18 protein-coding genes are annotated in these 24,570 nt (G+C 46.3%); 5 read left to right on the forward strand and 13 right to left on the reverse strand.

What is annotated here, in order from left to right; translation table 11 throughout:
- Positions 1 to 11 precede the first annotated feature (11 nt).
- The 6 genes from C825_RS14150 to C825_RS14175 are packed head-to-tail and all read right to left on the reverse strand — an operon-like array spanning position 12 to position 11,504.
- On the reverse strand, positions 12 to 1,736 hold the full coding sequence (locus C825_RS14150; RefSeq protein WP_010802944.1) for an SWIM zinc finger family protein: 1,725 nt from the start codon (positions 1,734 to 1,736) through the stop codon (positions 12 to 14).
- Positions 1,712 to 2,848: a VWA domain-containing protein gene (locus C825_RS14155; RefSeq protein ID WP_010802945.1), complete on the reverse strand. Its 1,137-nt coding sequence runs from the start codon at positions 2,846 to 2,848 to the stop codon at positions 1,712 to 1,714. The genes C825_RS14150 and C825_RS14155 overlap by 25 nt, the downstream gene beginning before the upstream one ends.
- Positions 2,815 to 5,226: a DUF5682 family protein gene (locus C825_RS14160; protein ID WP_010802946.1), complete on the reverse strand. Its 2,412-nt coding sequence runs from the start codon at positions 5,224 to 5,226 to the stop codon at positions 2,815 to 2,817. Before C825_RS14160 ends, C825_RS14155 begins: the two co-directional genes overlap by 34 nt.
- The gene (locus C825_RS14165) at positions 5,187 to 6,299 is read right to left on the reverse strand and encodes an ATP-binding protein (protein ID WP_044214380.1); all 1,113 of its coding nucleotides are present in this window, start codon (positions 6,297 to 6,299) and stop codon (positions 5,187 to 5,189) included. Before C825_RS14165 ends, C825_RS14160 begins: the two co-directional genes overlap by 40 nt.
- A 35-nt stretch (positions 6,300 to 6,334) precedes the next feature.
- Positions 6,335 to 8,260, reverse strand: a complete 1,926-nt coding sequence (locus C825_RS14170; RefSeq protein WP_010802948.1) for a DUF4132 domain-containing protein — start codon at positions 8,258 to 8,260, stop codon at positions 6,335 to 6,337.
- A 7-nt stretch (positions 8,261 to 8,267) separates the two neighbouring features.
- Positions 8,268 to 11,504, reverse strand: coding sequence for a DUF4132 domain-containing protein (locus C825_RS14175; protein ID WP_010802949.1), 3,237 nt, complete (start codon positions 11,502 to 11,504; stop codon positions 8,268 to 8,270).
- 89 nt (positions 11,505 to 11,593) lie between these two features.
- Here C825_RS14175 and C825_RS14180 point away from each other — a divergent pair, with 89 nt between their 5' ends.
- The 3 genes from C825_RS14180 (at position 11,594) to C825_RS14190 (ending at position 15,010) form a co-directional block, all read left to right on the forward strand.
- On the forward strand, positions 11,594 to 11,947 hold the full coding sequence (locus C825_RS14180; RefSeq protein WP_493351719.1) for a DUF8478 family putative metalloprotein: 354 nt from the start codon (positions 11,594 to 11,596) through the stop codon (positions 11,945 to 11,947).
- Between the two features lie 232 nt (positions 11,948 to 12,179).
- Positions 12,180 to 14,480 (forward strand): TonB-dependent receptor, encoded by a 2,301-nt coding sequence (locus C825_RS14185; protein ID WP_010802950.1) that lies wholly within the window; start codon positions 12,180 to 12,182, stop codon positions 14,478 to 14,480.
- 101 nt (positions 14,481 to 14,581) lie between these two features.
- Positions 14,582 to 15,010 carry an HIT family protein gene (locus tag C825_RS14190; protein WP_007657113.1) on the forward strand — a complete coding sequence of 143 codons (429 nt, stop codon included), beginning with the start codon at positions 14,582 to 14,584 and terminating at the stop codon, positions 15,008 to 15,010.
- Positions 15,011 to 15,049: 39 nt separating this feature from the next.
- Here C825_RS14190 and C825_RS14195 read toward each other — a convergent pair whose 3' ends face one another.
- The 7 genes from C825_RS14195 to C825_RS14225 form a co-directional block, all read right to left on the reverse strand.
- A complete protein-coding gene (locus C825_RS14195) occupies positions 15,050 to 15,376 on the reverse strand; it encodes a type II toxin-antitoxin system RelE/ParE family toxin (RefSeq protein WP_007657112.1) in 327 nt (108 codons plus the stop codon).
- A complete protein-coding gene (locus tag C825_RS14200; RefSeq protein WP_224265325.1) occupies positions 15,361 to 15,663 on the reverse strand; it encodes a hypothetical protein in 303 nt (100 codons plus the stop codon). The genes C825_RS14195 and C825_RS14200 overlap by 16 nt, the downstream gene beginning before the upstream one ends.
- 210 nt (positions 15,664 to 15,873) lie before the next feature.
- On the reverse strand, positions 15,874 to 16,476 hold the full coding sequence (yihA, locus tag C825_RS14205; protein ID WP_007657110.1) for a ribosome biogenesis GTP-binding protein YihA/YsxC: 603 nt from the start codon (positions 16,474 to 16,476) through the stop codon (positions 15,874 to 15,876).
- A 4-nt stretch (positions 16,477 to 16,480) separates the two neighbouring features.
- Positions 16,481 to 17,941, reverse strand: coding sequence for a sodium:solute symporter (locus C825_RS14210; RefSeq protein ID WP_010802951.1), 1,461 nt, complete (start codon positions 17,939 to 17,941; stop codon positions 16,481 to 16,483).
- Between the two features lie 370 nt (positions 17,942 to 18,311).
- The gene (locus C825_RS14215) at positions 18,312 to 19,625 is read right to left on the reverse strand and encodes a SpoIID/LytB domain-containing protein (protein WP_010802952.1); all 1,314 of its coding nucleotides are present in this window, start codon (positions 19,623 to 19,625) and stop codon (positions 18,312 to 18,314) included.
- 8 nt (positions 19,626 to 19,633) lie between these two features.
- Positions 19,634 to 21,631, reverse strand: a complete 1,998-nt coding sequence (locus tag C825_RS14220) for an OPT family oligopeptide transporter (RefSeq protein WP_007657105.1) — start codon at positions 21,629 to 21,631, stop codon at positions 19,634 to 19,636.
- A 240-nt stretch (positions 21,632 to 21,871) separates the two neighbouring features.
- Positions 21,872 to 22,450 (reverse strand): HdeD family acid-resistance protein, encoded by a 579-nt coding sequence (locus C825_RS14225; RefSeq protein ID WP_010802953.1) that lies wholly within the window; start codon positions 22,448 to 22,450, stop codon positions 21,872 to 21,874.
- Between the two features lie 163 nt (positions 22,451 to 22,613).
- On the opposite strand from C825_RS14225, the gene rfbA reads away from it, so the two are divergent.
- Together rfbA and C825_RS14235 are read left to right on the forward strand one after the other, a co-directional pair.
- The gene (rfbA, locus tag C825_RS14230) at positions 22,614 to 23,489 is read left to right on the forward strand and encodes a glucose-1-phosphate thymidylyltransferase RfbA (RefSeq protein WP_007657099.1); all 876 of its coding nucleotides are present in this window, start codon (positions 22,614 to 22,616) and stop codon (positions 23,487 to 23,489) included.
- Positions 23,486 to 24,559, forward strand: a complete 1,074-nt coding sequence (locus tag C825_RS14235; protein ID WP_010802954.1) for a GDP-L-fucose synthase family protein — start codon at positions 23,486 to 23,488, stop codon at positions 24,557 to 24,559. The genes rfbA and C825_RS14235 overlap by 4 nt, the downstream gene beginning before the upstream one ends.
- Positions 24,560 to 24,570 lie beyond the last annotated feature (11 nt).

Raw genomic sequence — 24,570 nt, forward strand, 5'->3', positions numbered from 1 at the left:
CTTTTAAAAAGTTAGAAATAGAAGTTATCAATCTCTGAAGCGGTGATAATACTGATTGGAATCAGTGTGTCCGGTCGTTTCTGGCAGACCATGTAACGCTGTTTCTTTTCTGTATAGGGTTGTCCCAGTTGTTCCAGTTTGCGGATGGCATTACGGTTCAGTTCGCTGTATGCCAGAGAACCTTCCGTCTCTGTCTGACCGTCAGTCATGGTGAAATAGAGTTTCTGTTCGGAGGAGCTGAACCGTATCTCTGAAAGATGAGTGAAAGGGACTAAAGCCAGTTGTTCGGGTTGTTTTTTCCGGAAATAATCGTAGTATTGGTCCGGACGTATGGATAAATCGGATAACTCCGGAACCGTAAGTAATGTATTCAGATGACCGATTGTTACTTTATCTGCTATCTCACATTGTGTCTGTGAAGACGATGAGAGGCGGTTTTGCCTGTTCAGCTTGAAGTTGCGCAATGTAAGGGTGGATATCGATAACCGGGCCAGTGATGCGCTGTTCCCCCAAAAGCTTTGCATCTCGAGTTGTTTCCTCAGGTTTTCCGGTGTAACGAGTGACTGGGTATGTTCATAATAATCAGCCATGCTCGATGTCAGCGTGCAGATACTCTCTTTCTCCTGATAGAAGAAATAAGCCGTAATTCCGAAATAACCCGAACGGGTTTGCCAGGGATAAGCGCCCAGTCCGGTGAAATGGCCGATAGGGGTGGTGTAATAATCCGAGCGTGTCCCTTCAATCAGTTTGCCGAGCATCTCGTTGTTTTGTGTATTCCGTAAGAGTAAGGTAAGCGTGTTATACAACCGGGAGAGCGTGGCAAAAGTTGTCAGAGGCTGAAAACCCACATGTTTGGCAAGCATATTTTCGATATCGGAGGAGAGCGAACGGAATAAGCGGGCCAGATTTCCGATTCCGCAGGTTTCCAGGCGGATGGAATACTGGATGGCTGTTTCCGCCTCGTTTTCCCCGCAACTGATCAGGCCTTTTTCCAATATGCCGAGGATGAAGCGGGAAGCTCCCTGTAAGACTTTTACCGTATCCTCCGTCAGTAGGGAGAGTTCCGGCTGGTTGCCGGCGGAGTCGGACGATAGTATTCCCTGCCGGCTCAGGTATGACAGGATGGCTATCAGTTTATGTTTGCACAATCCGTTTTCTCCGCATTTGCAGACGGAACGGTTCAGGCTGTCTTCTTTTGGAAAATAGACCGTGATGTTTTCGGTGTTGATAGTGGCTTCCAGCATATCGCCTTCCGTGAAGTCGGCCGTCCAGCCATCCTGGATAAGACGGAGGGTGTCTTCGAACAATTTCTTGCCGGCCTGTTTGCGAAGTTGCGTAAGGTCTGCATTTATCAATTTCTCCCAGGGGACGGAAGATGGCAGCTCCGAAGACGTTTCCGGCACGGCGTCTTTATCGTCTTCTGCGGTTGCAGCATAACCGGCTGCGGCAAGTATTCCCATCAGGATATGCTTGCAGACAGTTTTGGAAGGACAGCTGCATGTGCTTTGGGATACATTGGAAGCGAGGCAGACGGTGATGTCGTCCAGTTGGACCTGTAGATTGCTGCCTGTAACCGTCAGGGCGATTTGTCCGGTCGTTTCCAGGTCTTTCAGGGCACGTTTATATAGACCTTTATTTGCCAGCGTAACCAGGAAGGCTTCGTTGGCAAAAGGGACGAACTGTCCGGCGGAAGCGTGGCATCCGTCTCCGTTTATGATATAATCTTTCCTATCCATTCTGCTAACTCTTCAGGGGTTATTGCGGCTACATCGGCACCCATGCCGGCAATGGTCCGTGCGGCACGGACATCATAACAGGGAGCACCGGAGTAGTCGAGTGCCGGCAATACGAACAACTTACTTCCTGCTTCGATGATGTCGCGGCAGGAGCGGAACATATAACTATAGTTGTTCCCGTCGTAAAGGTCGCTTACCAGTACTACTATTGTTTTTTGTGGCGCGGAGATTAGTTTCTTTCCATATTCCAGCGCTTTATGTATATCCGTTCCGCCACCCAGCTGTACTTTCATCAGGATACCGACCGGATCGTCGAGATGTTCGCTCAAATCGACGACCGATGTGTCGAATATCGCCAGCTTGACCGAAAGAAACGGCATTTTGGCAAAGATGGAGGCCATGACAGCCGTATAGATTACCGAATCGAGCATGCTGCCGCTCTCATCTACCAGGATGACGATATGCCAGGGATTGTAACGACGTATGTTCTGGTTGAAATACAGGCGGTCGGGGATAATTGTCCCGTGTTCGCGGCTGTAGTTTTTCAGATTCTTTTCGATGGTCTGCTTGAAATCGAAGTTCCGGAATATTTTGTAGCTGGAATTGGTATGCGGAAGTTTCTTTCCGTAGAAGGCTTTGCGTACATTTATTTCCAGCTTCTTTTGAATCTCTTTTATGACCTGTTCCACGATTGAATAAGCCAGCTTTCTGACATGTTCCGGCATCATGTTGCGGAACGTCAGGATATTTTTCAGCAGTCCGATATTCGGTTCGAGTTGGCTCAGGACAGATTCGTCGGTCAGCAGTTGGGTAAGGTTATATTTATCCAAAGCCTGTTTCTGCATGATTTCGACGGTCTTTCTGGGGAACAGCTTCTTTACTTTTTTCAGCCATCCGGGGACGGTCAGCATGGAGCCGCCACGGCCTCCCCGGTTGGGGAAGTCGTTCCGTATTCCCTGTTCATCGGTATATTCGCGGTTGTATAGGAAATAAAGCGTACCGTCCAGTTCTGCGTTCTCCGGGTCGAGGGGCAGGCTGTTTTCGGCAAAGTCTCCCAATATAAGCCGCCAGCGGTTGACTATTTCGTGCTTGTCCATTCGATGATTCTCCATGTTTTTAGTGCTTCTGCCGCCAGTTTATCCAGGCGCATAGCTTCGGTGATTTCCTGTTGTGAAACAGTGATACTTCCTGTTAAGCGGGTTTCCGCTATCTGATGATATTCCGCAACCTGTTGTCCCAGGCGGTTGACTTCTGCCGGGAGAAAGCCGGTGAAGGCATAACGCAGGTTGGGCAGAATAGTCAGGAAAGTCTCCTGGTCGGCATTGGCGATAACCCGGTCTATCGCTTCCAGGATATGCGGGTCGGTAAATAACACATCGCGGGCAATCAGAAACAGGCCGCAGATAAAGGAGGCCGCCTGCTCAGGATGCGTGATGCTGCTTTCGAGGTAGGCGGCTATCTGCCGGCAGAAAACAGCCTGTCCGGTTTGTCCTTCTTTATAATGTATAGCAAGGCAGAGGCCGAAGAGGCGGCTGTTGCTGAAACTATCGTTCAATATCTTCTCTACGGCAGACAGGAAAGCGGCGGTATCGAACCAGTCTTTCGTATCCATAGTGAAACTGTAGAGGTTGCGCATCTGTTCACAGATTTCCTGTTCTTCTTCTTCCGTTGTGCTTTTCAGTGACGGAATCAGTACGACTGCTCCATTGAACGCGGTTCGTGCCAATCCGGCAATGACCGGCTGGATAGTTCCGTCCATCAATTGCTGCATATTGGTGAGGTATAACAGGCTGTTGATAAGTTTGCAGAGGCTGATAAAATTCCCTTCGCTTTCCACTACCAGCCGGACAGTGTCTTCATACCGGGAATAAAAGCCTTCTATCCCCATCACCTGAACGGAAATGAGCAGTTTGCCCAGCTCTTCTGCCGTCATGCTGTCTTTAAAATTCTTTTCGATGAGCGAGTTGCAAACCTGCGAGAGTGTCGCCCCGTAGACGGACAGGTCAATCAAACGGGTTTCAACGCCTGTGCCGTAACGGCATATCCATTGTTCCCGTACCAGGTTTTTGTTCTTCTGGTTCACATAATCGGGACCAGACTGAAGGGTGGCGAAACCTGTCTCCAAAAACTCCATCTGGTGAAGGAAACGGCTTTTCCTGTAATGGGCCGGATTCTTAATGATGTCGAGCGTTACTTCCTGCCGTTCGATAGTCGATGTTTTTAACCGGTGAAGCGAACATAAGGAACGAAACTCACGGACCACAGGCGGAATGCAATCGTTGGCCGCAATCTTTCCGGCACCCATCCCGGAGAGAAGACGATACAGGAAATCCACTTCGAAAGTCGAAGTCGCATTCAGGTCGCCTTTCACAAAACAACTTCGTACACCATCCAGCAATTCATATACGCCGGCACTCTGTTTGCCTCTCAATATAGCCAGCGAACGTGCCATATTCAAGGCATTAATCTCATCGGGCAGGGAGATTATCTGTGTTTTACGGGCATAACGGGCCGTCTTTATAATATATTCGAGAACGGTCGAAGCAAACGGGTCTTTCTTTTGTTTTTCCATCTTTTCCCAGACTTCCTGGTAGAAAGCGGGGAAGGGCATACCGGCGGCGTAACCGCTTTTACTGTCGGCCTCCTTAAATGTGTAAGGCATCAGATAAGCAGCGACGTGCTCCGGGTTGCCTGATTTCAACGATTGTTTCCGGTCTGATTGCAACTCATCCATTAAGCCGGCGATATGGAAAGCACCTGCCACTACCAGTATTTTCTGATGGTTGGGGATTGCTTTTCGTATTTCTGCTGCCATATAAGTTTCCCGTTGCCGGTCTTCTTTCAGGGACGTTTCGTTGCCGGGTGTTGCCAGCCGCATGAAATAACCGAGATGAAAAACATTGCGCACGAAGTCGTGTGTTTTCATTTTTCCGGCATCCAGTTCGAAGCGGCTTTCCCAAAATTCCGCAAAGCTGCGGCATCCGGCTTTGCGGGCAATCATGGCCGTATAGGTATTTACTTCGTATTCCTTATTCTCATTATAATAGAACTGTGTCTGCGGCTCTTCCTCTATTTTATTTATCAGTCGAAGTGCATAGGGCAGGTCTATAAAACGGGTCGGTATGTTGCGACGTGCCCCTTCACGGATAGCGACCAGCTCCGGCGAATAAGAGAGGAATGGATAGTAAGCGCGATACTTCTCTTTTTCTTCACTTACTTTTCCCTCCTTGTCATCGTAACTGTAATAGATGCAAAAAGGCGGAACCGATTCTTCGTCGGCTATGTAAGGCAACAGTTGTGCCGAATCCGAAGGCCCTTCTATCAGGATCAGTTCCGGACGGAAACTGTCGATTGTACGTTGCAGATGCAGCGCACAGGCTGGGGAGTGGTGACGTACCGGAAAGTACACCACCTGTCCGTCCATATTGAAACTGGTTGCGAAGAGGTGCTCTATTTCAGCCAGGTCCGGTTGTCGTAATATTCCTTCCATTTTCCTCCTTGTCTTTCGGCTTTCAGCCGGACTACGCCGTTAAAGTAATCTTTCAGTTTGGGCAAATCGTCTTTGTTTTCTTTCATGACGGCACCCAACAGGTTTTGTACCAGGGAACGCATGCTTACGTTTCCGTCTCCGTAATAATATCCGTCCAGGGCGGACTGGTAATAAACGGATACGGCCTCGGCTGTACTCATTACGCCCGACATCTTCTGTATCTTGGCTTTCTCGAAGGAGGTTCCGTTGCGTAGTTCGTTGAAGGTGGAGGCCAGAATGTCGACAACCTCTTCCTGCACCGGCATTTCCAAGCCGTTGGCAGCCAGCATTCCCTGGCATTGGTCGGTGATGATGCGGCTTTCCAATGCTACGCTGCGTATCGGTTCGACTGTCTCGAAGTTGAAACGGCGTTTCAGGGCACTACTCATTTCGTTAATCCCTTTGTCGCGGGTATTGGCGGTTGCTATCACATTGAATCCGGATGAGGCGAAGAGCAACCCTTCTTCTCCCAGTTCGGGTATATTCAATACCCGGTCGCTCATAATACTGATCAGGCTGTCCTGTATTTCCAGCGGGCAGCGGGTAATCTCTTCGAAGCGTGTGATGATTCCCCGTTTCATGCCGATATAGACGGGAGAGGGGACAAGGGCTTCCTTGACCGGTCCTTTGGCAAGCAAAAGGGCATAGTTCCAGGAATATTTGATATTGTCTTCGCTGGTTCCCGCCGTACCTTGTACCGTATTGGTACTGATGCCGCAGATTGCAGCCGACAGGAGTTCGCTCAACATGGTCTTTGCCGTACCCGGTTCGCCAACCAACATTAATCCCCGGTTACCGGCCAGGGTGATGATGGCACGTTCAACCAGGGCGTCATCGCCGAAGAACTTCGGGGTGATGGTGACCTGCCGTCCGTCCAGTTCTATCGGTTCGCTTTGACCGAGGATAAAGGCACGGACTGCACGGGGAGAGAGTTGCCAGTTTGCAGGCTTGGCTCCTGTATCTTGTTTGCGGAGTGCGGCAAGCTCGTCGGCATAGCGCATCTCCATCAATGGTTTCTGAATTTTGTTATCCATATAATATATGTAAGTGCTGTATTTGTTTTATTCGATTATTCATTCAGCGGAAAGGCACGATTCAGTATATCCAGCAGAGTGCTGATAAAGCGTTCGGGGATAGACGATAACGGTAGCCTTTCCTCTTTGGGCAACTGTATGGTGTTTATATCTTCCCCTTCTTCCACGGATGAGAAGTATAACTCTTTCAGGAAACAATCACTTTCTTCGTAAACAAATGAAAGCTGTGCCACCACATTGAGAGACCGGTCTATGATATGAAGCGTGTTGTTTTCTATCCGGGTGGTTATATCTGCCGTTTCAAACTCGTAAATGTTGCTGAGATAGACTTTTTTCCCTGAATAACGAAGAAGGATATCTCCCTGCTTTTCCGTTTCGGTCAGACGATGGACCGGTGCGCTCAGTTGGGGAATGAAAGGAATAAGCTCGTAATCGTCCAGTTGCTCTTTCCAGCCAGCCAGCGTTTCATCGGGCAAGTCAATCGGATGCACGAGGGAAATGACTGCGTTGTCCGGGAGAAGGAATTCTTTTTCGTCGGCAGTTGTGAACGTGCCGTCTTCCAGGTAACGGAAAGAATCCTGGAGTTTCCCTTCCTTATAGACGCCCCAGATAAGTCCGGTTGCTATATACCGCATGACCGGATTCTCTATAAAGGTTGCCAGCCAGGCCTCTTTGGGCCAGGTCCGTCCGTTCTTGAGCGACTGTTCCAGCCGTCTTTTCTGAATATTGGTCTGCGTCTTAACCCGTTTCTTCAGGCTGGCCTGTTCGGCTCTGGCATTTTCAGCTTTCTCCCGATCATCGCTCTTTAAAGGGGCGGGAAGTGACTTGCTTACTTTCTGCTTATCAAGATCAAGTACGGATATGCTGAAGTCGGGCATCAAAGTTACCCGGAAAGTACGTGTGCCATAATCCACCCTCTTTTTTCCCTGGCGGTTAAAACCGAAGTCGGGGATGATTTGGTCGGCGAGTTCTTCTATCGACAGGCCTTTCCGGATGGCGGCTTGACGGAATGCTTCCCAGGCAGCACGTTTGTACATGCCGTTGGGAGCAGTCTCCATCCAGTCGTTGAGTATGATAAGCGCGTTAGGACTAGCCTTCAATCCCAGCAACTTCATCGTGAGACCGACAAGTTGTTTGCGGGAGGCTTTCGACCATGACTTTATCAGGGGGGCTAATTGGGCTATCTGCCATTCTGCCCCGTAGAAACAATAAGGAAGCAGAAGCATCCTCCTGTTGGCCTCCGCACTATCTGCCAACCAATACCGGAACAGTTCTTCCAGGGCCGCCTGCCATTCTTTTTCATCGACGAAAGGGACAATCGCATCACAGGCATGCAGCCGGGTGATTTGGGTGAGTGCCATATGTTCGCTTAATACATAACGGAGCACATGGCGCGGCACAAACTCGTCTACATCGGTTTCGTTTGCCCAATGGATTCTCGTATAAGGTTTCTGTGGTAACCAGGCTATTTGTTGCGTGCAATAGAGCTCGATATGTTTGCTGCAATAGTCGATAACAGCCTGTTTGTTTCTGAATTTGATTTTACGGGCTGAGGCATGTGCGTTATCCCAGTATTTGAATAACTGCCGGGTCCAGTTCTGCGAATCCTCGTCCAGTTCCGGATACAGTTGTTCCAGTAGCCCTCGGGTTCTCTTCTCCTTGTCGAGGATAATCTTTTCGATGTTTCTGCGGATTAGTTTGGAGTTTTCCTTCAGTAATCCCAGTAACTGCTCATAGTCTTTCAAGCCGCAATCGGAAAACAGCTTATTCAACCAGATCAGTCTCTTTTTCAATGCGACATCACTATATAAATAATCGTATGCTGCTTGTTTGTTCTTACGGATTATGTCGTCGAGCGGCATCTCCTGAAATGTTTTCAGAACCTGCCAGTCGGATGCTGTATATGCTTCGCAATAGCTGTCGAATAATGCTGCTAAATCCGGTTGTTGCTTTTTCTTCATATCCTTTTTATTCTTCTTTCAATACATCAAAAATACCCAATACACTGCTCAGGAAGCGGGCCGGAACACTTTCGGGCGAGAGGATTGCGTTGTTTTTCGGTTCGTCGTCGGTCGTCTGGTCTTCTCCCAGGCGGTAGAGGATGACATCTCCGAGTGTCACGTCGTCATTATATTCCTGGCCCATGTACATATATTCGAAGTTCAGCAGGGCGGCCATATTCAGGTATTTGTCTACCAGATGATAACAAGTGTAGCTGCCGGCATCCCATACCTCTCCGCGAACCATGTTGTGTTTCTTTACCATGCCACTTATCTTTCCTGACTTGACGGTCAGGCCGTTGTAACGGGTTATCTTATTTCCGTCCGTCTCCTTTTCTCCTAAAACAATTATGGGAGCGGTTAGTTGCGGGATGGGCTGCACAATTTCATAATCATCCAGTTGCTCCTTCCAGCCTGCAAGAACTTCTTCCTCCAGTTCGATAGGATGGACGAGGGTGATAGCGGCTTTTTCGGGCAGTGTATATTCCTCTTCATCTACCGTATTGAATGTGCCGTCTTCCATATACCGGAACGTTCCGGTCAGTTTGTCTCCGTTATACACACCCCATATCAGGGCGGTTGCAAAACGATGCATAATCGGGTTCTCTACAAAGAGGGTGTTCCAGGAACCGGCTGTCCAGCGACGTCCGTTCATCAGTACCTTTTCCAAACGGTTGGTTTGTGACTGTACGGTGGCCTTGATTTGTTTTTTCAGTTCGGAGAATTCCTTTTTGGCGGCCGTCGCTTTCACTGCGTCGTCATTGGCTCCGGGAGCAGGCATCGACTTGATGGCTTTCTGTTTTTCGTTATCGAAGATAGAAAGTGAGAAGTCGGGCATCAAGGTTATTGTGAAGTTTCGCGGACCGTAATCGAGTATCTTTTCTCTTTCCTTATTGAAGCCCAGGGTAGGGACAATCTTGTCGGAGAGTTCATCCTCCGGTATTTCCAATGCTTTGGCTGCAAAAGAGAAGGCTGCCTTGGCGGCATTTTTGACCTGATTATTGGGGAACTTGACAGAGATGCTGTCTATCATGACCAGTGCAACGCTTCCTCCGTTCATGGCGATGGCGTTGACCACAAAGGCGGCGATAGCACCACGTGAAGCCTCGGCCCAGTCTTTCAACTGCGTTTTGAGGCGGAGTATCTGTGTGTCGGAACCGTAGATGCAATACGGGACCATAATCATTTTCTTTTTGGCTTCGGCTCCGTTCTCTTTCCAGAACAGATAAATGTTCTCCATCATTTGCTGGAAGTCCGGAGTATGCAACTGCTCCGTTATTTTATCGCAAGCCTTTATTTTGTAGGCTTCTTCCAGACAGAGATATTCGGAGAGGATATAACGGGTGACGATGGCGGGCGCTTTTTCGGTCATGTCGGCAAAGCGTACGTCGGTGAACATGTCTTCGGGTATCCAGGCAATGAATTTCTGATTATCCTTGTCGAAGTTGTCGTTGCAATATTCGACGACGCTTTCTTTGGTAAAGGTAAAGTCTGCACCGAATTTCCGTTCGTTGTCCCAGCGTTTGATGATTCGTTTACCGGCTGCCAGGGCATCTCCTTTCAGTTTGGATAATCCCGATTCCAGCAACGGACGGGTTGCTTCTTCATGGAGGTTAATCAACTCTTCGGCAGTCTTGCGGAGTATCTTCGATTTGTTGGATAATAACCCGAGCAACGGTTGGACGTCCGTTATTTTACAGGTTCCGTAAATCATGTCGAGCCAGTTCTGTGTCTCTTCGATCGAGAGGTCGCCGCTGTTCAGCAAGTCCAGTGCCAGAGACTGGTGGCTGATAATATCTTCTTTATCCAGAACGTCCTGCATCCGGTTCGGGTTATAGGCATAGGCTTTGAAGGCTTCGGCATAGGTGAACCGGCTGGTGGTGTCGAGTAATAGCCGAAGGCTTTCCTTTGGAGAACTGTTCAGCCATTTCTTACGTGTTTCAAGGAATATGTATGTAAGATATACCGGATTATTTATTGCGGCACTGGTACGGACCTGAATCAGCAGAACGTTGATGAACCGCCGGGCCAGTTCCGACTCACAGTATAGAAGAGCCAGGGCACCGATCAATAAAGCCGGAGCGTTTTTCCCGTATCCCCAGCCGAAGTTGCCGCAATTCTTCAGACGATTCTCCCAGGCAACCTGCGGTGTCGAAGCGTCCGTCAGGGCTGAAATAAAATTACCGGTGTTACCTAAGTTTTCTCCCAGCAGGTTAAGCATGCAACGGGCTTGTAACTCTGTACTTTCTGCCAGTTCTTCCGTGCCTTCTCCATGTTCGAGCAGGATTGACAAAAGGTAAAGGCTGTAGGCGGCCTGTTGGATGGGAGTTGTCTTTGCCAGCATCCGGTAGACTTCCATGAACAGTTCTTTATCTTCTTTATATAAGGTATGGAACATGGATGCCTTGTCGGCATCATTATCTTCTGTCAGAATCAAATAATAATAAATGCCTAAAGGAGCCCCGATCGATTGCAGGAATGCCAGCATCTTATGCGGATTGAGATGGAAGAACAAGGCCCGTGCCGATATAGTCTCTTTGAGCAGTTGGAGTAAACGCTCTTTTAGTTCGGGAGCGAACTTATAGCAGAAATACAGGATGAATGTGAAACTCGGACCGGAATATCTGTAAGCCAAAGCAGTCAGTACCGGCAGATAGCGGGCATATTTATCCGCATCCTGTTCCAGCAACAGGATGGCCAGGTATAAAGCCAGGTATAATTCATGGGTGTTGTTTCGCTGTTCTTCCAGTTCCTTTAGTTTATCGGAAAGAAGCAGGTCGGCAAATGCTTCCGATTCGGACGGGCAATATTTCAGTAATATCTGTGCTGTTTCATATAACTCCGGACCTTGTGTTTTGTGACGGGTTACCGACTCTTTAATCAGGTTCCTGAAATCATGGCCGTAACCGATGAGCAGGCAAATCTCCAGATCATCTTTCATCCCCCATTTATGGATAGGTCCGTCGCGACGTATTTTCGAGAGGATAACCAGCATGCGGCGTGCCAGCTCCGCATTGTCCCCGTTTAATTCATGTATAATCCAGGCGTCATAATCAACATATATCTTTGGGCCCGACATCACCGTTTCGGGAACCTGGTCGGTTTTCTCGTCCAGATATTCATATACTTTCGGGGTGAAGGCGCATTTGTAGTATCCTTGCTCATAGATTCTAGTCCATTGTTCGAGCATTTGTTCTTTTGTCATGGTGTCGTTTTAAAGTTTGCTTTGATTGAATATATAAGCAAATGTATAAAAAATATTTTGTAATTTTGCACCTTCCAAACAATAAGGGCGTGAGACAAACGATGAGAAAATATCTGAAATGGCTGCTGCCGGTGATTTTTATCGCCTACTATAGCTGTATCACGTTATTTATCCATGTCCATATCGAACATGGCACGACGATTGTCCATTCTCACCCTTTCGGAAAGATGAACGGCGGTCCCTGCCATCATCATGCTTCCCTTTCCGAAATACAGCTATTCCATATACTGACGACTCTTAGTGTGGAAGATGGGGCTGTTCATGCGTTACATCTGAATTTTAATGCACAGCAAGTCGCTGAAATAGTAGAATATCCGGTCTATCCGGATTATAAACTCCCAGACAAAGGGCTGCTTAGCCTTCGTGCCCCTCCTGTTTTCTGATAAAGAATAGTAAGACTTTTATTGATAAGGATAGGTGTTTCTACTATAAACATACCGTCCTTCTAATCTTTTGACCCTGGTCGAATACATTTTTGACCTGGGTGAAACATGTAGTTGACCCAGGTGAAATATGTATTCGACCCAGGTCAAAAGTATAAAACATCGGAGGCTTTGAATTAGAAAGTGCCGTGTTTTACATTATAACATTACCTATTTATCAGAACAAATCGCAATGAATAAGATAATTACGCTTATACTATGCCTATGCTGTGTCTTTACAACAGCATGGGCGGATGATGCTCCGGCCCTGAATCCGTCGGATGCCAATATCGTAGGACATATACTGGACAAGAAAACGGGTGAGCATCTTTCTTTTATTAATGTATTTCTGAAAGGAACGACAATCGGTACATCGACCGATGCCACCGGTCATTATTACCTGAAGAACCTGCCGGAAGGCAAATATACCCTGGTGATGAAAACGCTGGGCTTTAAGACAGTAGAGAAACCTATCACCTTGAAGAAAGGAAAAACGCTGGAAATCAATTTTGAGGCGGAGGAAGACCTGGTGTCGTTGGATGGGGTTGTCGTATCGGCAAACCGTAATGAGACAACCCGCCGCCTGGCTCCTTCGTTGGTGAATGTGCTCGATTCAAAAACATTTGAGACGACACATGCTACTTCTTTAGCGGACGGTTTGAACTTCCAGCCTGGTGTGCGTGTGGAAAACAATTGCCAAAACTGTGGGTTTCAGCAGGTGCGTATCAACGGACTTGAGGGCCCTTATACGCAGATATTGGTTGACAGCCGTCCGATATTCAGTGCTCTGACGGGTGTGTACGGTTTGGAACAGATTCCGGCCAATATGATCGAACGTGTGGAGATTATGCGTGGGGGAGGTTCCGCCTTGTTCGGTTCTTCCGCTATTGCCGGTACGATTAATATCATTACCAAAGAACCGTTGCGAAATTCGGCACAGATTTCTCACTCACTGACGATGATTGGCGGCGACCGTCCCGATAATAACACAACGATAAATGCTTCGCTGGTGACGGACGACCATAAAGCCGGTATTTATATGTTCGGACAGAACCGTTATCGCGGAGCTTACGACCATGACGGTGACGGATATACCGAACTGGGCAAACTGAATGCCCGCACGCTCGGTTTCCGTTCTTACCTGAAAACAAGCATGTATTCGAAGCTGACTTTCGAATATCATAATATCAATGAATACCGTCGTGGCGGTAACCTGTTGGACCTGCCTCCCCACGAAGCCGATATTGCCGAGCAGACCGAACATAACATCAATGGCGGCGGCTTGAAATTCGATTTGTTTTCAAAGGATTATAAGCATCGTCTGAATGTGTATACTTCTGCCCAGCATACAAAAAGAAACAGTTATTATGGCGCAGACAAGAACCCGAATGCCTACGGTAGCACAACGGATATGACCTTTGTCGGAGGAGCGCAGTATTCCTATGAATGGGAGAAATGCCTTTTCATGCCTGCCGAGTTTACGGGAGGTGCCGAATATAACTATGACGATTTGCAGGATAAGATGCTAGGCTATCACCGCACGATCGAGCAGACTGTACATATCGGTAGCGTTTTCCTGCAAAACGAATGGAAGAATGAGAAATGGAGTTTCCTGATCGGTGCACGGATGGACAAGCATAATTTGATAGACCATGCGATATTCAGTCCGCGTGCCAATGTGCGTTTTAATCCGACCAGCGATATAAATCTGCGTCTGTCTTATTCGAGTGGTTTCCGTGCTCCTCAGGCTTTTGACGAGGATTTGCATATTACGGCAGTCGGCGGCGATGTGGCGATCATCCAGATATCTCCGGACCTGAAAGAAGAGAACTCGCAAAGTATCAGTGCCTCTGCCGACTTTTACCGTCGTTTCGGTCCGGTACAGACTAATTTCCTGGTAGAAGGTTTTTACACAGACCTGCGTAATGTCTTCATCCTTGAAGAGATAGGGCGCGACAATGATAATAACTTGTTGATGGAACGTCGTAATGGGAAAGGTGCTCGTGTGATGGGAATAAACCTGGAGGCAAAAGCCGTCTATTCATGGATGCAGATTCAGGCAGGCGCAACTATCCAGCGCAGCCGTTACAAAGAACCGGAGAGCTGGAGTGAGAATGAGAATCTGGCACCTCAGAAAAAGATGTTCCGTTCGCCGGATGTATATGGTTATTTCACTTCTTCATTTACCCCGGTGAAGCGGTTGACGGCTTCGTTGACCGGTACTTATACCGGTAGCATGCTGGTTCAGCACCTGGCCGGTTATATCCCGGAAGACAGGGAGGAGAAAACGAAGGACTTCTTCGACCTGAATGTAAAGGTGGCGTATGATTTTCCTCTTTATAAATCTGTTACTTTGCAGGTAAATGCAGGTGTTCAGAATATCTTTAATTCTTATCAGGATGATTTTGATAAATATGAGAAACGGGATGCCGGCTATATTTATGGTCCGGGTATTCCCCGCAGTTATTTCATAGGTTGTAAGATCAGTTACTAAGATGCTGATTTAAAATATTCGGAAAGGCCCGGTAAAAGTTTCTTGTTTTTACCGGGCTTTATGTTTACTTTAGCGCCCATTATAAATAAATCTGATATAACATGAATTTAAGTGATCCCAAAGATTGTTTGTATTGCACGAACAATCAGACTTTAGATGATTTGATGATCGAAATAGCTCCTTTATCAGTCTCCCGGCTTTTTCTTTTCAAGGAACAGACTTATTATGGCCGTTGCCTGGTTGCCTATAAAGAGCATGTGCACGATTTGAATATGCTGAGCGATGACGAACGGAATGCGTTTATGGCAGATGTCGTAAAAGTAACCCGTGCCATGCAGAAAGTATTCAATCCGCAAAAGATAAATTACGGTGCTTATTCCGATAAGCTGTCGCATCTGCATTTTCATCTGGCCCCTAAATATGAAGATGGTCCCGATTTCGGAGGAACATTCACAATGAATCCGCAGAAAGTTTATCTGTCGGAACAGGAGTACAAGGAGATGGTGGAGAAGATAAGAGAGGCGTTGTAAGGCTATATAAGATAAAAAAGGAAGCGAAACTGCTTCCTTTTATCTTAGTTGTTCATTAAAATCTTCCGGATTCTGACTGTTAGACCAAATGTTGGCAATACAGATTGTCTTTTTTTCTACATAGTAAATGATTTTATGGTTCTTATGTTCTACGAAGGAACGATAATTTCTTTTACATGTTTCGGTATTCAGTTCAATCGGTTGTCCCATATTAGGATTTAATGCCAGTAAGTTTACAGTATCTAAAATACTGTTTATGAATTTGTCGGCAGCTCTAATGCCCATTTCTTTTTTATACCAGGCATAAGTTACTCTAGCATTCTTCCTTGCTGGACGTTTCCATTTAATAGTTAAAGGTTTCTCCATGAAGCAACAGCTTTTCGCATCTCTTCCTGTGTATAATAAACAGGATCGGCCTCCGACAACCTAAGGCTTTCTATCTTCTCCTCATAAGATAATGGACGCATAGCATTTTCAATCTCTTCATCAGTGATGATGTCGATGTCATCCACTTGAGTAGTACGGGATATTTTGTATCGGTTAGATGCGATACGTTTAATATACTTCTTTACTTTCTCGATACTTTCCGTGTCAAGGTTAATGATTTCGTTGAACAGTTCCAGGCGTTCACCCTGTAATTCCATTGCTTTCATATCTTTACTCCTTTCGGTTTTGATGAATTACAAATGTATTTATTTTTTTGGAACCGGCATAAGATAAGTAAAGAAAAATTATTCAGGAGGCTGTGGTTGCACGGCAACTATACTTGGTGAAGCGCAACCTTGCAGAGCGGATGATTGTATCCGCTCCGGTATAATTGTGGCGATTCCGTGCAACCGACACCATGTCGCTCCCGGATAATGCTACCCTTTTAAACTTTTATTTATTGTATCGATATAATCAAGTATTTCTTCCCGCCCGTCTTTTTTCTCGGATGAAGAAAGTAGGATAGGGGGAAGCTCTTCCCACGTTTCAAGTAATTTTTCCTGATAGGCTTTCAGATTTTCTTGTAGACGGCCTTTACTAATCTTATCTATTTTAGTGAAGATGATGGAGAAAGGAACTCCGTTCTCACCCAACCACTCCATAAACTCCAGGTCGATTTTCTGTGCTTCATGGCGGCAGTCGATTAAGACGAATAGATTAGTTAGCTGCTCACGTTCCAGGATATAATCTTCGATAATCCGCTGGATATTCTGTCTTCCTTCTTTTCCCCGTTGGGCAAAGCCATATCCGGGAAGGTCGACCAGAAACCAGTTGTTGTTGATAATAAAATGATTGATAAGCAATGTCTTTCCAGGTTTCTGTGAAGTCATTGCCAGACCTTTCTTGCCTGTCAGCATATTGATAAGGGAGGATTTGCCAACATTGCTTCGCCCGATAAAGGCATACTCCGGAAAGTTTCCTGCGGGGCATTTCTTTACGTCTGTGTTACTGATAACAAATTCTGCACTTTTGATTTCCATATTCTTAAACTTTTATTGTTTTGTGTTTGACTGAGGCCGCCCATAACCCGAAGAATGTGATGGCTCCGTTGAGCATCAGCATTTCGTAACCGAAGGCATAGCCTGTATGTTGTTTCACTAGGTAATCCGTTGCGAAACAGATTAGCGGCGAGAGAATACATATATAAGGAACATATTTGTCACGCGGTTGTTTTTTGGTGAACAAGCCAAAGACAAATAATCCCAGCAAAGGACCGTAGGTATAAGAAGCAATCATATAGATGGCATCAATCACGCTGCGGCTGTTTACGGCCTTAAAGATAAGGATTATTATGGCAAACAGAGCAGAGATAAGCAAATGAACCATCAATCGGGTGCGTTTAGCCTTGTTCGCTTCCTCCTTTTCCACTCCCAGAATATCGACGCAAAAAGAGGTGGTCAAAGCCGTTAATGCTGAATCGGCACTACTAAAAGCGGCTGCAATGATACCGATTGTAAAGAAAATTAGAATAGAATGCCCCAAGATTCCGGAAGTGCAGAACATCGGCAGAATATCATCGTTTAAGGCCGGCAGTTCGATATTCTTTTGAGAAGCCAGGCTCAACAATAATACACCTAATGCCAGGAACAGAAAATTGACCGGCGTGAAAGCAAAACCATAGGTGTACATATTCTTCTGTGCATCTTTCAGGCTTTTGCAGGATAGGTTCTTCTGCATCATATCCTGGTCGAGCCCGGTCATGACGATGGTGATAAAGATGCCGCTGAAAAACTGTTTCACGAAATGTTGTGTGCTGTGCCAGTCGTTGAATTCAAAGATACGAAAATGGGGATTCTCGGTCAGGGTTTGCACCATGCCTTCCATATCCAGTTCCATGGCATCTTTTACCTTCCAGATGATGACGACCAGCATGGCAACCAGGCAAAGTGCCTGAAGCGTATCCGTCCAGATAATAGTCTTGATTCCACTCCGGTAGGTGTATAGCCAAACCAGAAAAATACTGATGATAACAGTTACCCAAAAAGGAATATTCCAGGTACTGAAGACGTAATGCTGTAAAATCAGGACAACCAGATAAAGCCGTGCCGCTGCCCCGACAATCTTTGAAAGCAGGAAGAAAGAAGCACCGGTTTTATAACTCCGCTTTCCAATCCGGTCACCCAGATAGGAGTAGATAGAAGTCAGTTTCAATTTATAGTAAAGCGGTAACAGCACTTTGGCAATCAGTATATATCCGAAAAAGAATCCGAAAACCGTTTGCATATAAGTCATATCTATGCTGCGAACCATCCCCGGAACCGAAACGAAGGTGACGCCGGAAAGCGATGTCCCAATCATCCCGATAGATACGATATACCACGGAGATTTACGGTTTCCCAGAAAGAAAGCATCGTTACTTGTACTTTTCCTGCCTGTTATCCAGGCAATCAACAACAGTATGCCAAAGTAAATTGCAATTATAGAGAGGATGATATAACTATTCATTCACCAGTATTTAATTAAGTAGAGCAGGGTATTTGGTCCCTGTCGAACGTTCGGATACAAAGATAACAACAATTTGCTAAAATGTAATATCATGTAAACTTCTTCTTTCAGGCAGGACGTTAGAGGACGGATAAGGGTGTTTGTGGACCGTATGTCAGGTTCGTTCTAATGAATTTTATCGGTGTTTTTCCCTTTTTTGTGGGGAAAATATCCTTATTAATCTATTTTGTTTGTCTTCTTGATTTATTCTTTATTCCTTTGTAATCAGTTAGAGCTCGTGAGAGTAAAGACAACCGGATTCCACTAGGAACCGGAAAGATAGGTAAACACAAAAAAAGGCCGCTATCGTGAGATTAGCGACCTTTTTAGATTAATACCTTTTCTCTATGAATGCTCCCCGGAAATAATGTTCCAGTATTTTTGTATAAGCATATCCTTTTTCACCCATGACGGCTGCACCTATCTGGCAAAGTCCTACGCCATGCCCCCAGCCGGCACCCGTCAGTACGAAACGTTGGGGAATACGAACGCGTATATCTTCTTTGTCTACCACAAAGGCGGAACTGTACAGATGGGTTTCCGATAAAGTGCGCCGTATCTCCAATTCCTTGCCGATAGTATAAATACGGCGGGTTCCCACAATCTGTAACTCTTCGATACGTCCGGAAGTACCTCTTTTCAATGGTACCAGGTCTTGTATTTCGCCAAAGTCGATGCCGCTTTTACGATGAATCAGTTCGGACAACTCATCCTGGGTGTAAGACACTTTCCAGCGATAGAAATTTATCGTTTCCTGATCATAGTTGTTCAAGACCTGGCTGAGTATCTTTTTCTTTGTTGTGTTGCAAAATGCGTTAGGAGAATTACGTATCCACATTTCCGCTTCAATCGGGTCGGTCAGGTCGGGATAAGAAGTTTCTTTACTGTCCCGTACAACTGTCAGATAGGAGTGGGGCACCGGCTCCCAACAGTGTTCGAACTGTTCGGTCACGCCTCCGCAACATTTAGAGAAACGTGCGTCGCAGATGGATTCGCCATCGGTCAGTATCTCGCCGCGTGTTTCGTGGACCGCTTCCTGTACGATTTCGGTAGAAGCACGGGTTATGCCTTGGTAACGCTGGCAATGGTCGTCGGCACACACATCGAACATGGTATGATCTTCGCGGTCGTACCAACGGATTAATTGGTTATTGTCGCGATGGCAACTCTCATATTTTTCCGAAGCGTTACCCAGGCGGAAATTCTTTTCTATCTGCGCCAGTAGCCAGCTGCGGGAGATTACGGCGTGTGCCTTCAACAACTCTTTTGATGCTGTGGCACTCATTTCAGACGAAATCACGCTTGTCAGATATTCTTCAACGTCAATACTGTTGATTACAACAATCCCGTCATTCGTTGCCACCAGGTTCAGTGCTCCTTTGAAGCGTTGGTCTTCCTGGCGTTGCCAGTGGAAGTCCACTCCGATTGTCACAGCTTTCAGGTCAAACGATGATTGGGGCGAAGCCGGTTCAAAGAAAAGTTCCTTGTAGAGCTTGCCGTTATACACGATATTTCCGTTTACAAACAACGCGCGTTGTTCTCCCGTCAGGAAGGAACTGCTCTCCGTATGGATATATTCTCCATTGAATACGAAAGAGAGAGCCTTCCCCGTCATAATCCCAACATTAACTAGCGGTGCATCCATTCTTTATCTTATTCTTTTTTCGCGCTCAATGAACTTATCGCCAGATAAGCCATCAATGCAATATACATTACAACAGCCAGCGGTTCGGCAAAGTTTCCTTCCAACCATTTTTCGTTCAGCAGGTTGATGCCACCGAAACGTAAAGCTGCGCTGATAACTCCCATCAAGGCACCACCTGCGATGAAACCGGATGCAAGTAATGTTCCTTTTTCCAAACGGGCCGTATTCAATGCCTGGTCTTTGCTGCGGCTTCCTACATACCAGCTGATGGCTCCACCGATCAGCAGCGGAGTGTTCAGTTCCATCGGGATAAACATACCCAGTGCAAATGCCAGTGCCGGAATTTTACAGAAGTTCAGAACGATAGCCAGTACGGCACCGATGCCATACAGCACCCAGGGTGCTCCCGAACCGCTCATCAGCGGTTCGATAACGGCTGCCATTGCATTAGCCTGCGGTGCGGCCAGCTGCCCGGTCGTAAATCCGTACGTCTGGTTCAGGATAAGGATTACACCGCCAACTGTTGCAGCAGAGACTAAGGTGCCGAGAAACTTCCATGTCTGCTGTTTAGCAGGCGTACTTCCCAGCCAGTAACCTATCTTCAAGTCGGTAATGAAACCGCCTGCCATGGAAAGTGCCGTACAGACAACACCTCCGATAATCAGGGCCGAAACCATACCGGCCGTTCCTTTCAGTCCGGCAGCCACCAGAATGATGGACGATAAGATTAATGTCATCAGCGTCATACCCGACACCGGATTTGTTCCTACAATAGCAATGGCATTTGCGGCAACAGTCGTGAACAGGAAGGCAATAATCCCGACAATCAACAACCCTATTAAAGCATAATACCAGTTATCCAACACTCCGAAATGGAAGAACAGATAAGTAACAATCAGCGTAGCGAAGATACCAATCGAGATAATCTTCATCGATAAATCTTTCTGTGTGCGTATTGTGGCTGTGTCAGCTTCCGTATTTTTCCCTTTCAGTTCTTTGGCTGCCAGTCCGACGGCTCCGCGGATAATTCCCCATGAATTGATAATACCGATAACTCCGGCCGTCGCGATACCACCGATACCGATATGGCGGGCATAGGTCGTAAAGATTTGTTCGGCACTCATGCTGCCTACTGTGGCTGTAATGGCATCGTTGCCCAACGTTAGTACGTCTGCACCGAAGATGGCGGACATCAGCGGGATGATGACCAACCAAACAAGGAATGAACCGGCACAGATAATCATGGAATATTTCAATCCTATGATATAACCGAGTCCCAGTACGGCGGCTCCTGTATTGACTTTCAGTACGACTTTTGCTTTGTCGGCCAGCATTTCACCAACTCCGACAATGCGCGTGCTGACAGTTTCGCTCCACCAACCGAAAGTGGCAATAATAAAATCGTATAAACCTCCGATCAGACCTGCCAGAATAAGCGGTTTCGCCTGGCTTCCGCCTTTCTCGCCCGAAACAAGCACCTGGGTGGTTGCCGTTGCTTCCGGGAACGGATATTTGCCATGCATATCCGAAACGAAATATTTCCGGAATGGGATTAACAGAAGGATACCGAGTATGCCGCCCAGCAGCGAACTCATGAATACTTCAAAAAAGTTGATGGTAATTTCCGGATATTTGTCCTGAAGGATATACAGGGCAGGAAGAGTAAAAATCGCTCCGGCTACGATTACACCGCTACAGGCTCCGATAGATTGGATAATTACATTTTCTCCCAATGCGTTTTTCCGTTTGAAACCGCTCGACAGTCCGACAGCTATGATGGCAATCGGGATAGCTGCTTCAAACACCTGTCCGACCTTCAATCCCAGATAGGCGGCAGCCGCGCTGAATATGACAGCCATGACAAGTCCCCAGAATACAGACCAGGGAGTTACTTCCCTGTATTGTTTTTGAGGTGACATAATCGGGTTAAATACTTCTCCTTCTTTGAGTTCTCTGTAGGCATTTTCGGGTAGCCCGCTTACCTTTTCTTCATCTTCCTTTTTCACTGTGAGTATTATTTTTAGTTAGATTTAATCCCAAATGTGTTTTTCTGTATCTATAGCGTTACAAAACTACGTTATTTTTTTAATTGAACAAATGATTAAGGCTGGAAGAATGACAGACAGGGATATTTAGTGAAACAAAATCCCCACCTTTTTGACATAGGTGGGGAAAATGCCCCATATATGTGGGGAATAATACCCATACGTGTGGGGAAAAAGCCCCATTCAAGTGGGGAAAAAACTTTACTGTAGCGGAGTTGTCGCTTTTTTGTGCAGGCTTCTTAGTTCGAAAGAAAGCATTACACGGAAGATGCCGATGATAAGAAGTGCATAAGCAATCATATAAACGAGGGTGAATACGCCCAGTCCCGGTTGCCAGATGATAGCGATGCTACAGATGATTGCCAGGATACCGAAAGCCATATACCAACCCCAGTTTCCGGTTCCGAACCGTTTCAGGTCCATAGCATAACCTGTGGAAGAAAAGCCTCTGAACATCAACCAGAACGCCAGGATAAACGGTAGTACGGTCATACTCAGTCCCGGACTGGCCATGAGGTAAATACCCAGTATCAGGTCGATAATACCGCCGGCCAGATACCAGCCCCAGCTCGAAATGTGCTTCCGGTTCGACACGGCAAAAAGGATTTCAAGCGTACCGCTTACGAACATGGCGACGCTGAATAAAAGGCTTAAAGCCACATAACTTGCCATCGGTGTGAACATCAGGCATATTGCGATCAGGATATATAATAATCCCAGTAAAAGTGAAACCCACCAGTTCTTTACAGCGGAACTGATTCTTTCGTCAAATGTATTCATATCAAGTTACCTTTAAAAATTATTTCTACTGTAACAAACCGTAAGAAAGAAAGGTTTCACGATTAAGTAAATTAAGGGTGCCGATTGTATTTCCTCCATGCCTTCAAAATGAAATATTTTATATACATTTGCCCCGTATTAAGTAAAATTAAAAGTCTGTTTTATGAAAGGAATTGTACTGGCCGGAGGTTCCGGAACCCGTTTGTATCCAATAACCAAAGGAGTATCCAAGCAATTGTTGCCGATTTATGATAAACCGATGATCTATTATCCCGTGTCTGTATTGATGCTTGCCGGGATAAGGGAAATCCTGATCATTTCTACCCCGCAGGACTTACCCGGGTTCCGGCGGTTGCTGGGAGACGGTTCGGATTATGGCGTGCATTTTGAATATGCCGAACAACCTTCGCCCGATGGTTTGGCACAGGCTTTTATCATAGGGGATAAATTCATTGGTAATGATTCGGTTTGCCTTGTGTTGGGCGACAATATCTTTTACGGACAGAGCTTTACGGCTATGTTAAAAGAGGCCGTTAACAATGTGGAGAACGAACAAAAAGCAACCGTCTTCGGTTACTACGTAAACGATCCGGAACGCTATGGCGTTGCTGAATTTGATACGGACGGAAACGTGCTGAGCATTGAAGAAAAGCCGAAGAATCCCAAGTCGAATTACGCGGTTGTCGGACTCTATTTTTATCCGAATAAAGTGGTCGAAGTGGCAAAACAAATCAAGCCGTCGGCACGCGGAGAACTGGAGATCACAACTGTAAACCAGGAGTTCCTGAAAGACGGAGAGCTGAAAGTTCAGTTATTAGGACGCGGTTTTGCCTGGCTCGATACCGGTACGCACGATTCGCTTTCGGAGGCTTCTACATTTGTGGAGGTGATTGAAAAACGACAGGGACTGAAAGTGGCTTGTCTGGAGGAAATCGCTTACCGGAAAGGTTGGATTGATGACGAGAAACTGAAAGAAGCAGCTACTCCGATGATAAAGAACCAGTACGGTCAATATTTATTGAAGTTGATAAAGGAATGAATAAAGACAGTAAAATATTTGTAGCCGGTCATCGTGGTCTGGTCGGTTCTGCTATCCTGAAGAATTTGCAGCAGAAAGGATACACAAACTTTGTTTTGCGTACCCATGCAGAGCTGGACCTGACCGATCAGTATGCAGTCAATGAATTCTTTGCGACGGAAAAACCGGAATATGTCTTTTTAGCAGCTGCCCATGTGGGTGGTATTATGGCAAACAGCCGGTATCGCGCAGATTTCATTTACATAAATCTGATGATCCAGAATAATGTGATCCATGCTTCCTATATTAATAATGTAAAGAAATTACTGTTTTTAGGCAGTACCTGTATTTATCCGGGCGAAGCGCCGCAGCCGATGCCGGAAGATTGCCTGCTCACTTCTCCGTTGGAATATACCAATGAACCCTATGCCATCGCAAAGATTGCCGGGATAAAGATGTGTGAAAGCTATAACCTGCAATACGGAACGAACTATATCGCAGTGATGCCCACTAATTTGTATGGTCCGAACGATAATTTCAATCTGGAGACTTCGCATGTGCTTCCGGCGATGATCCGTAAGATTCATTTGGGCAAATGTCTTCATACCGATAATTGGGAGGCTTTGCGCAAAGATTTGAATGCACGTCCTGTAGAAGGAGTGGCCGGAAATGCAACGGATAATAACATCCTGGCTATTTTAGCGAAATACGGTATCTATCCGGGAAAAGTGCAGCTGTGGGGAACCGGAAAACCGCTCCGCGAATTTCTTTGGAGCGAAGAAATGGCAGATGCTTCCGTTTATATTATGGAACATATCGATTTTCAGGATGTGCGTCCGGAGGGAAATGAAGTGCGCAACACACATATAAATATAGGTACGGGAAAAGAGTTATCTATAAAAGAAGTCGCTACGCTGATTCAGGAAAAGATCGGTTTCGATGGCGAACTGGTTTTTGATGCTTCCAAACCCGATGGGACATTGCGCAAACTGACGGATGTCAGTAAACTGCATGCTTTGGGATGGCATCATAAAATAGAGATTGCCGAAGGTGTGGAACTTTTATACAACTGGTATTTAGACAAACAATAATAAATTCATAT

The organism is Parabacteroides sp. ASF519 (genome assembly GCF_000364265.2).
Classification (GTDB): Bacteria; Bacteroidota; Bacteroidia; order Bacteroidales; family Tannerellaceae; genus Parabacteroides; species Parabacteroides goldsteinii.

Bases quoted from the DNA above. Each gene is read 5' to 3' on its own strand.
- C825_RS14165 (WP_044214380.1), bottom strand. From the start codon at position 6,299: ATGGATAACAAAATTCAGAAACCATTGATGGAGATGCGCTATGCCGAC.
- C825_RS14175 (WP_010802949.1), bottom strand. From the start codon at position 11,504: ATGACAAAAGAACAAATGCTCGAACAATGGACTAGAATCTATGAGCAA.
- C825_RS14170 (WP_010802948.1), bottom strand. From the start codon at position 8,260: ATGAAGAAAAAGCAACAACCGGATTTAGCAGCATTATTCGACAGCTAT.
- C825_RS14150 (WP_010802944.1), bottom strand. From the start codon at position 1,736: ATGGATAGGAAAGATTATATCATAAACGGAGACGGATGCCACGCTTCC.
- C825_RS14185 (WP_010802950.1), top strand. From the start codon at position 12,180: ATGAATAAGATAATTACGCTTATACTATGCCTATGCTGTGTCTTTACA.
- C825_RS14160 (WP_010802946.1), bottom strand. From the start codon at position 5,226: ATGGAAGGAATATTACGACAACCGGACCTGGCTGAAATAGAGCACCTC.
- rfbA (WP_007657099.1), top strand. From the start codon at position 22,614: ATGAAAGGAATTGTACTGGCCGGAGGTTCCGGAACCCGTTTGTATCCA.
- C825_RS14235 (WP_010802954.1), top strand. From the start codon at position 23,486: ATGAATAAAGACAGTAAAATATTTGTAGCCGGTCATCGTGGTCTGGTC.
- yihA (WP_007657110.1), bottom strand. From the start codon at position 16,476: ATGGAAATCAAAAGTGCAGAATTTGTTATCAGTAACACAGACGTAAAG.
- C825_RS14190 (WP_007657113.1), top strand. From the start codon at position 14,582: ATGAATTTAAGTGATCCCAAAGATTGTTTGTATTGCACGAACAATCAG.
- C825_RS14155 (WP_010802945.1), bottom strand. From the start codon at position 2,848: ATGGAGAATCATCGAATGGACAAGCACGAAATAGTCAACCGCTGGCGG.
- C825_RS14215 (WP_010802952.1), bottom strand. From the start codon at position 19,625: ATGGATGCACCGCTAGTTAATGTTGGGATTATGACGGGGAAGGCTCTC.
- C825_RS14225 (WP_010802953.1), bottom strand. From the start codon at position 22,450: ATGAATACATTTGACGAAAGAATCAGTTCCGCTGTAAAGAACTGGTGG.
- C825_RS14195 (WP_007657112.1), bottom strand. From the start codon at position 15,376: ATGGAGAAACCTTTAACTATTAAATGGAAACGTCCAGCAAGGAAGAAT.
- C825_RS14210 (WP_010802951.1), bottom strand. From the start codon at position 17,941: ATGAATAGTTATATCATCCTCTCTATAATTGCAATTTACTTTGGCATA.
- C825_RS14200 (WP_224265325.1), bottom strand. From the start codon at position 15,663: ATGAAAGCAATGGAATTACAGGGTGAACGCCTGGAACTGTTCAACGAA.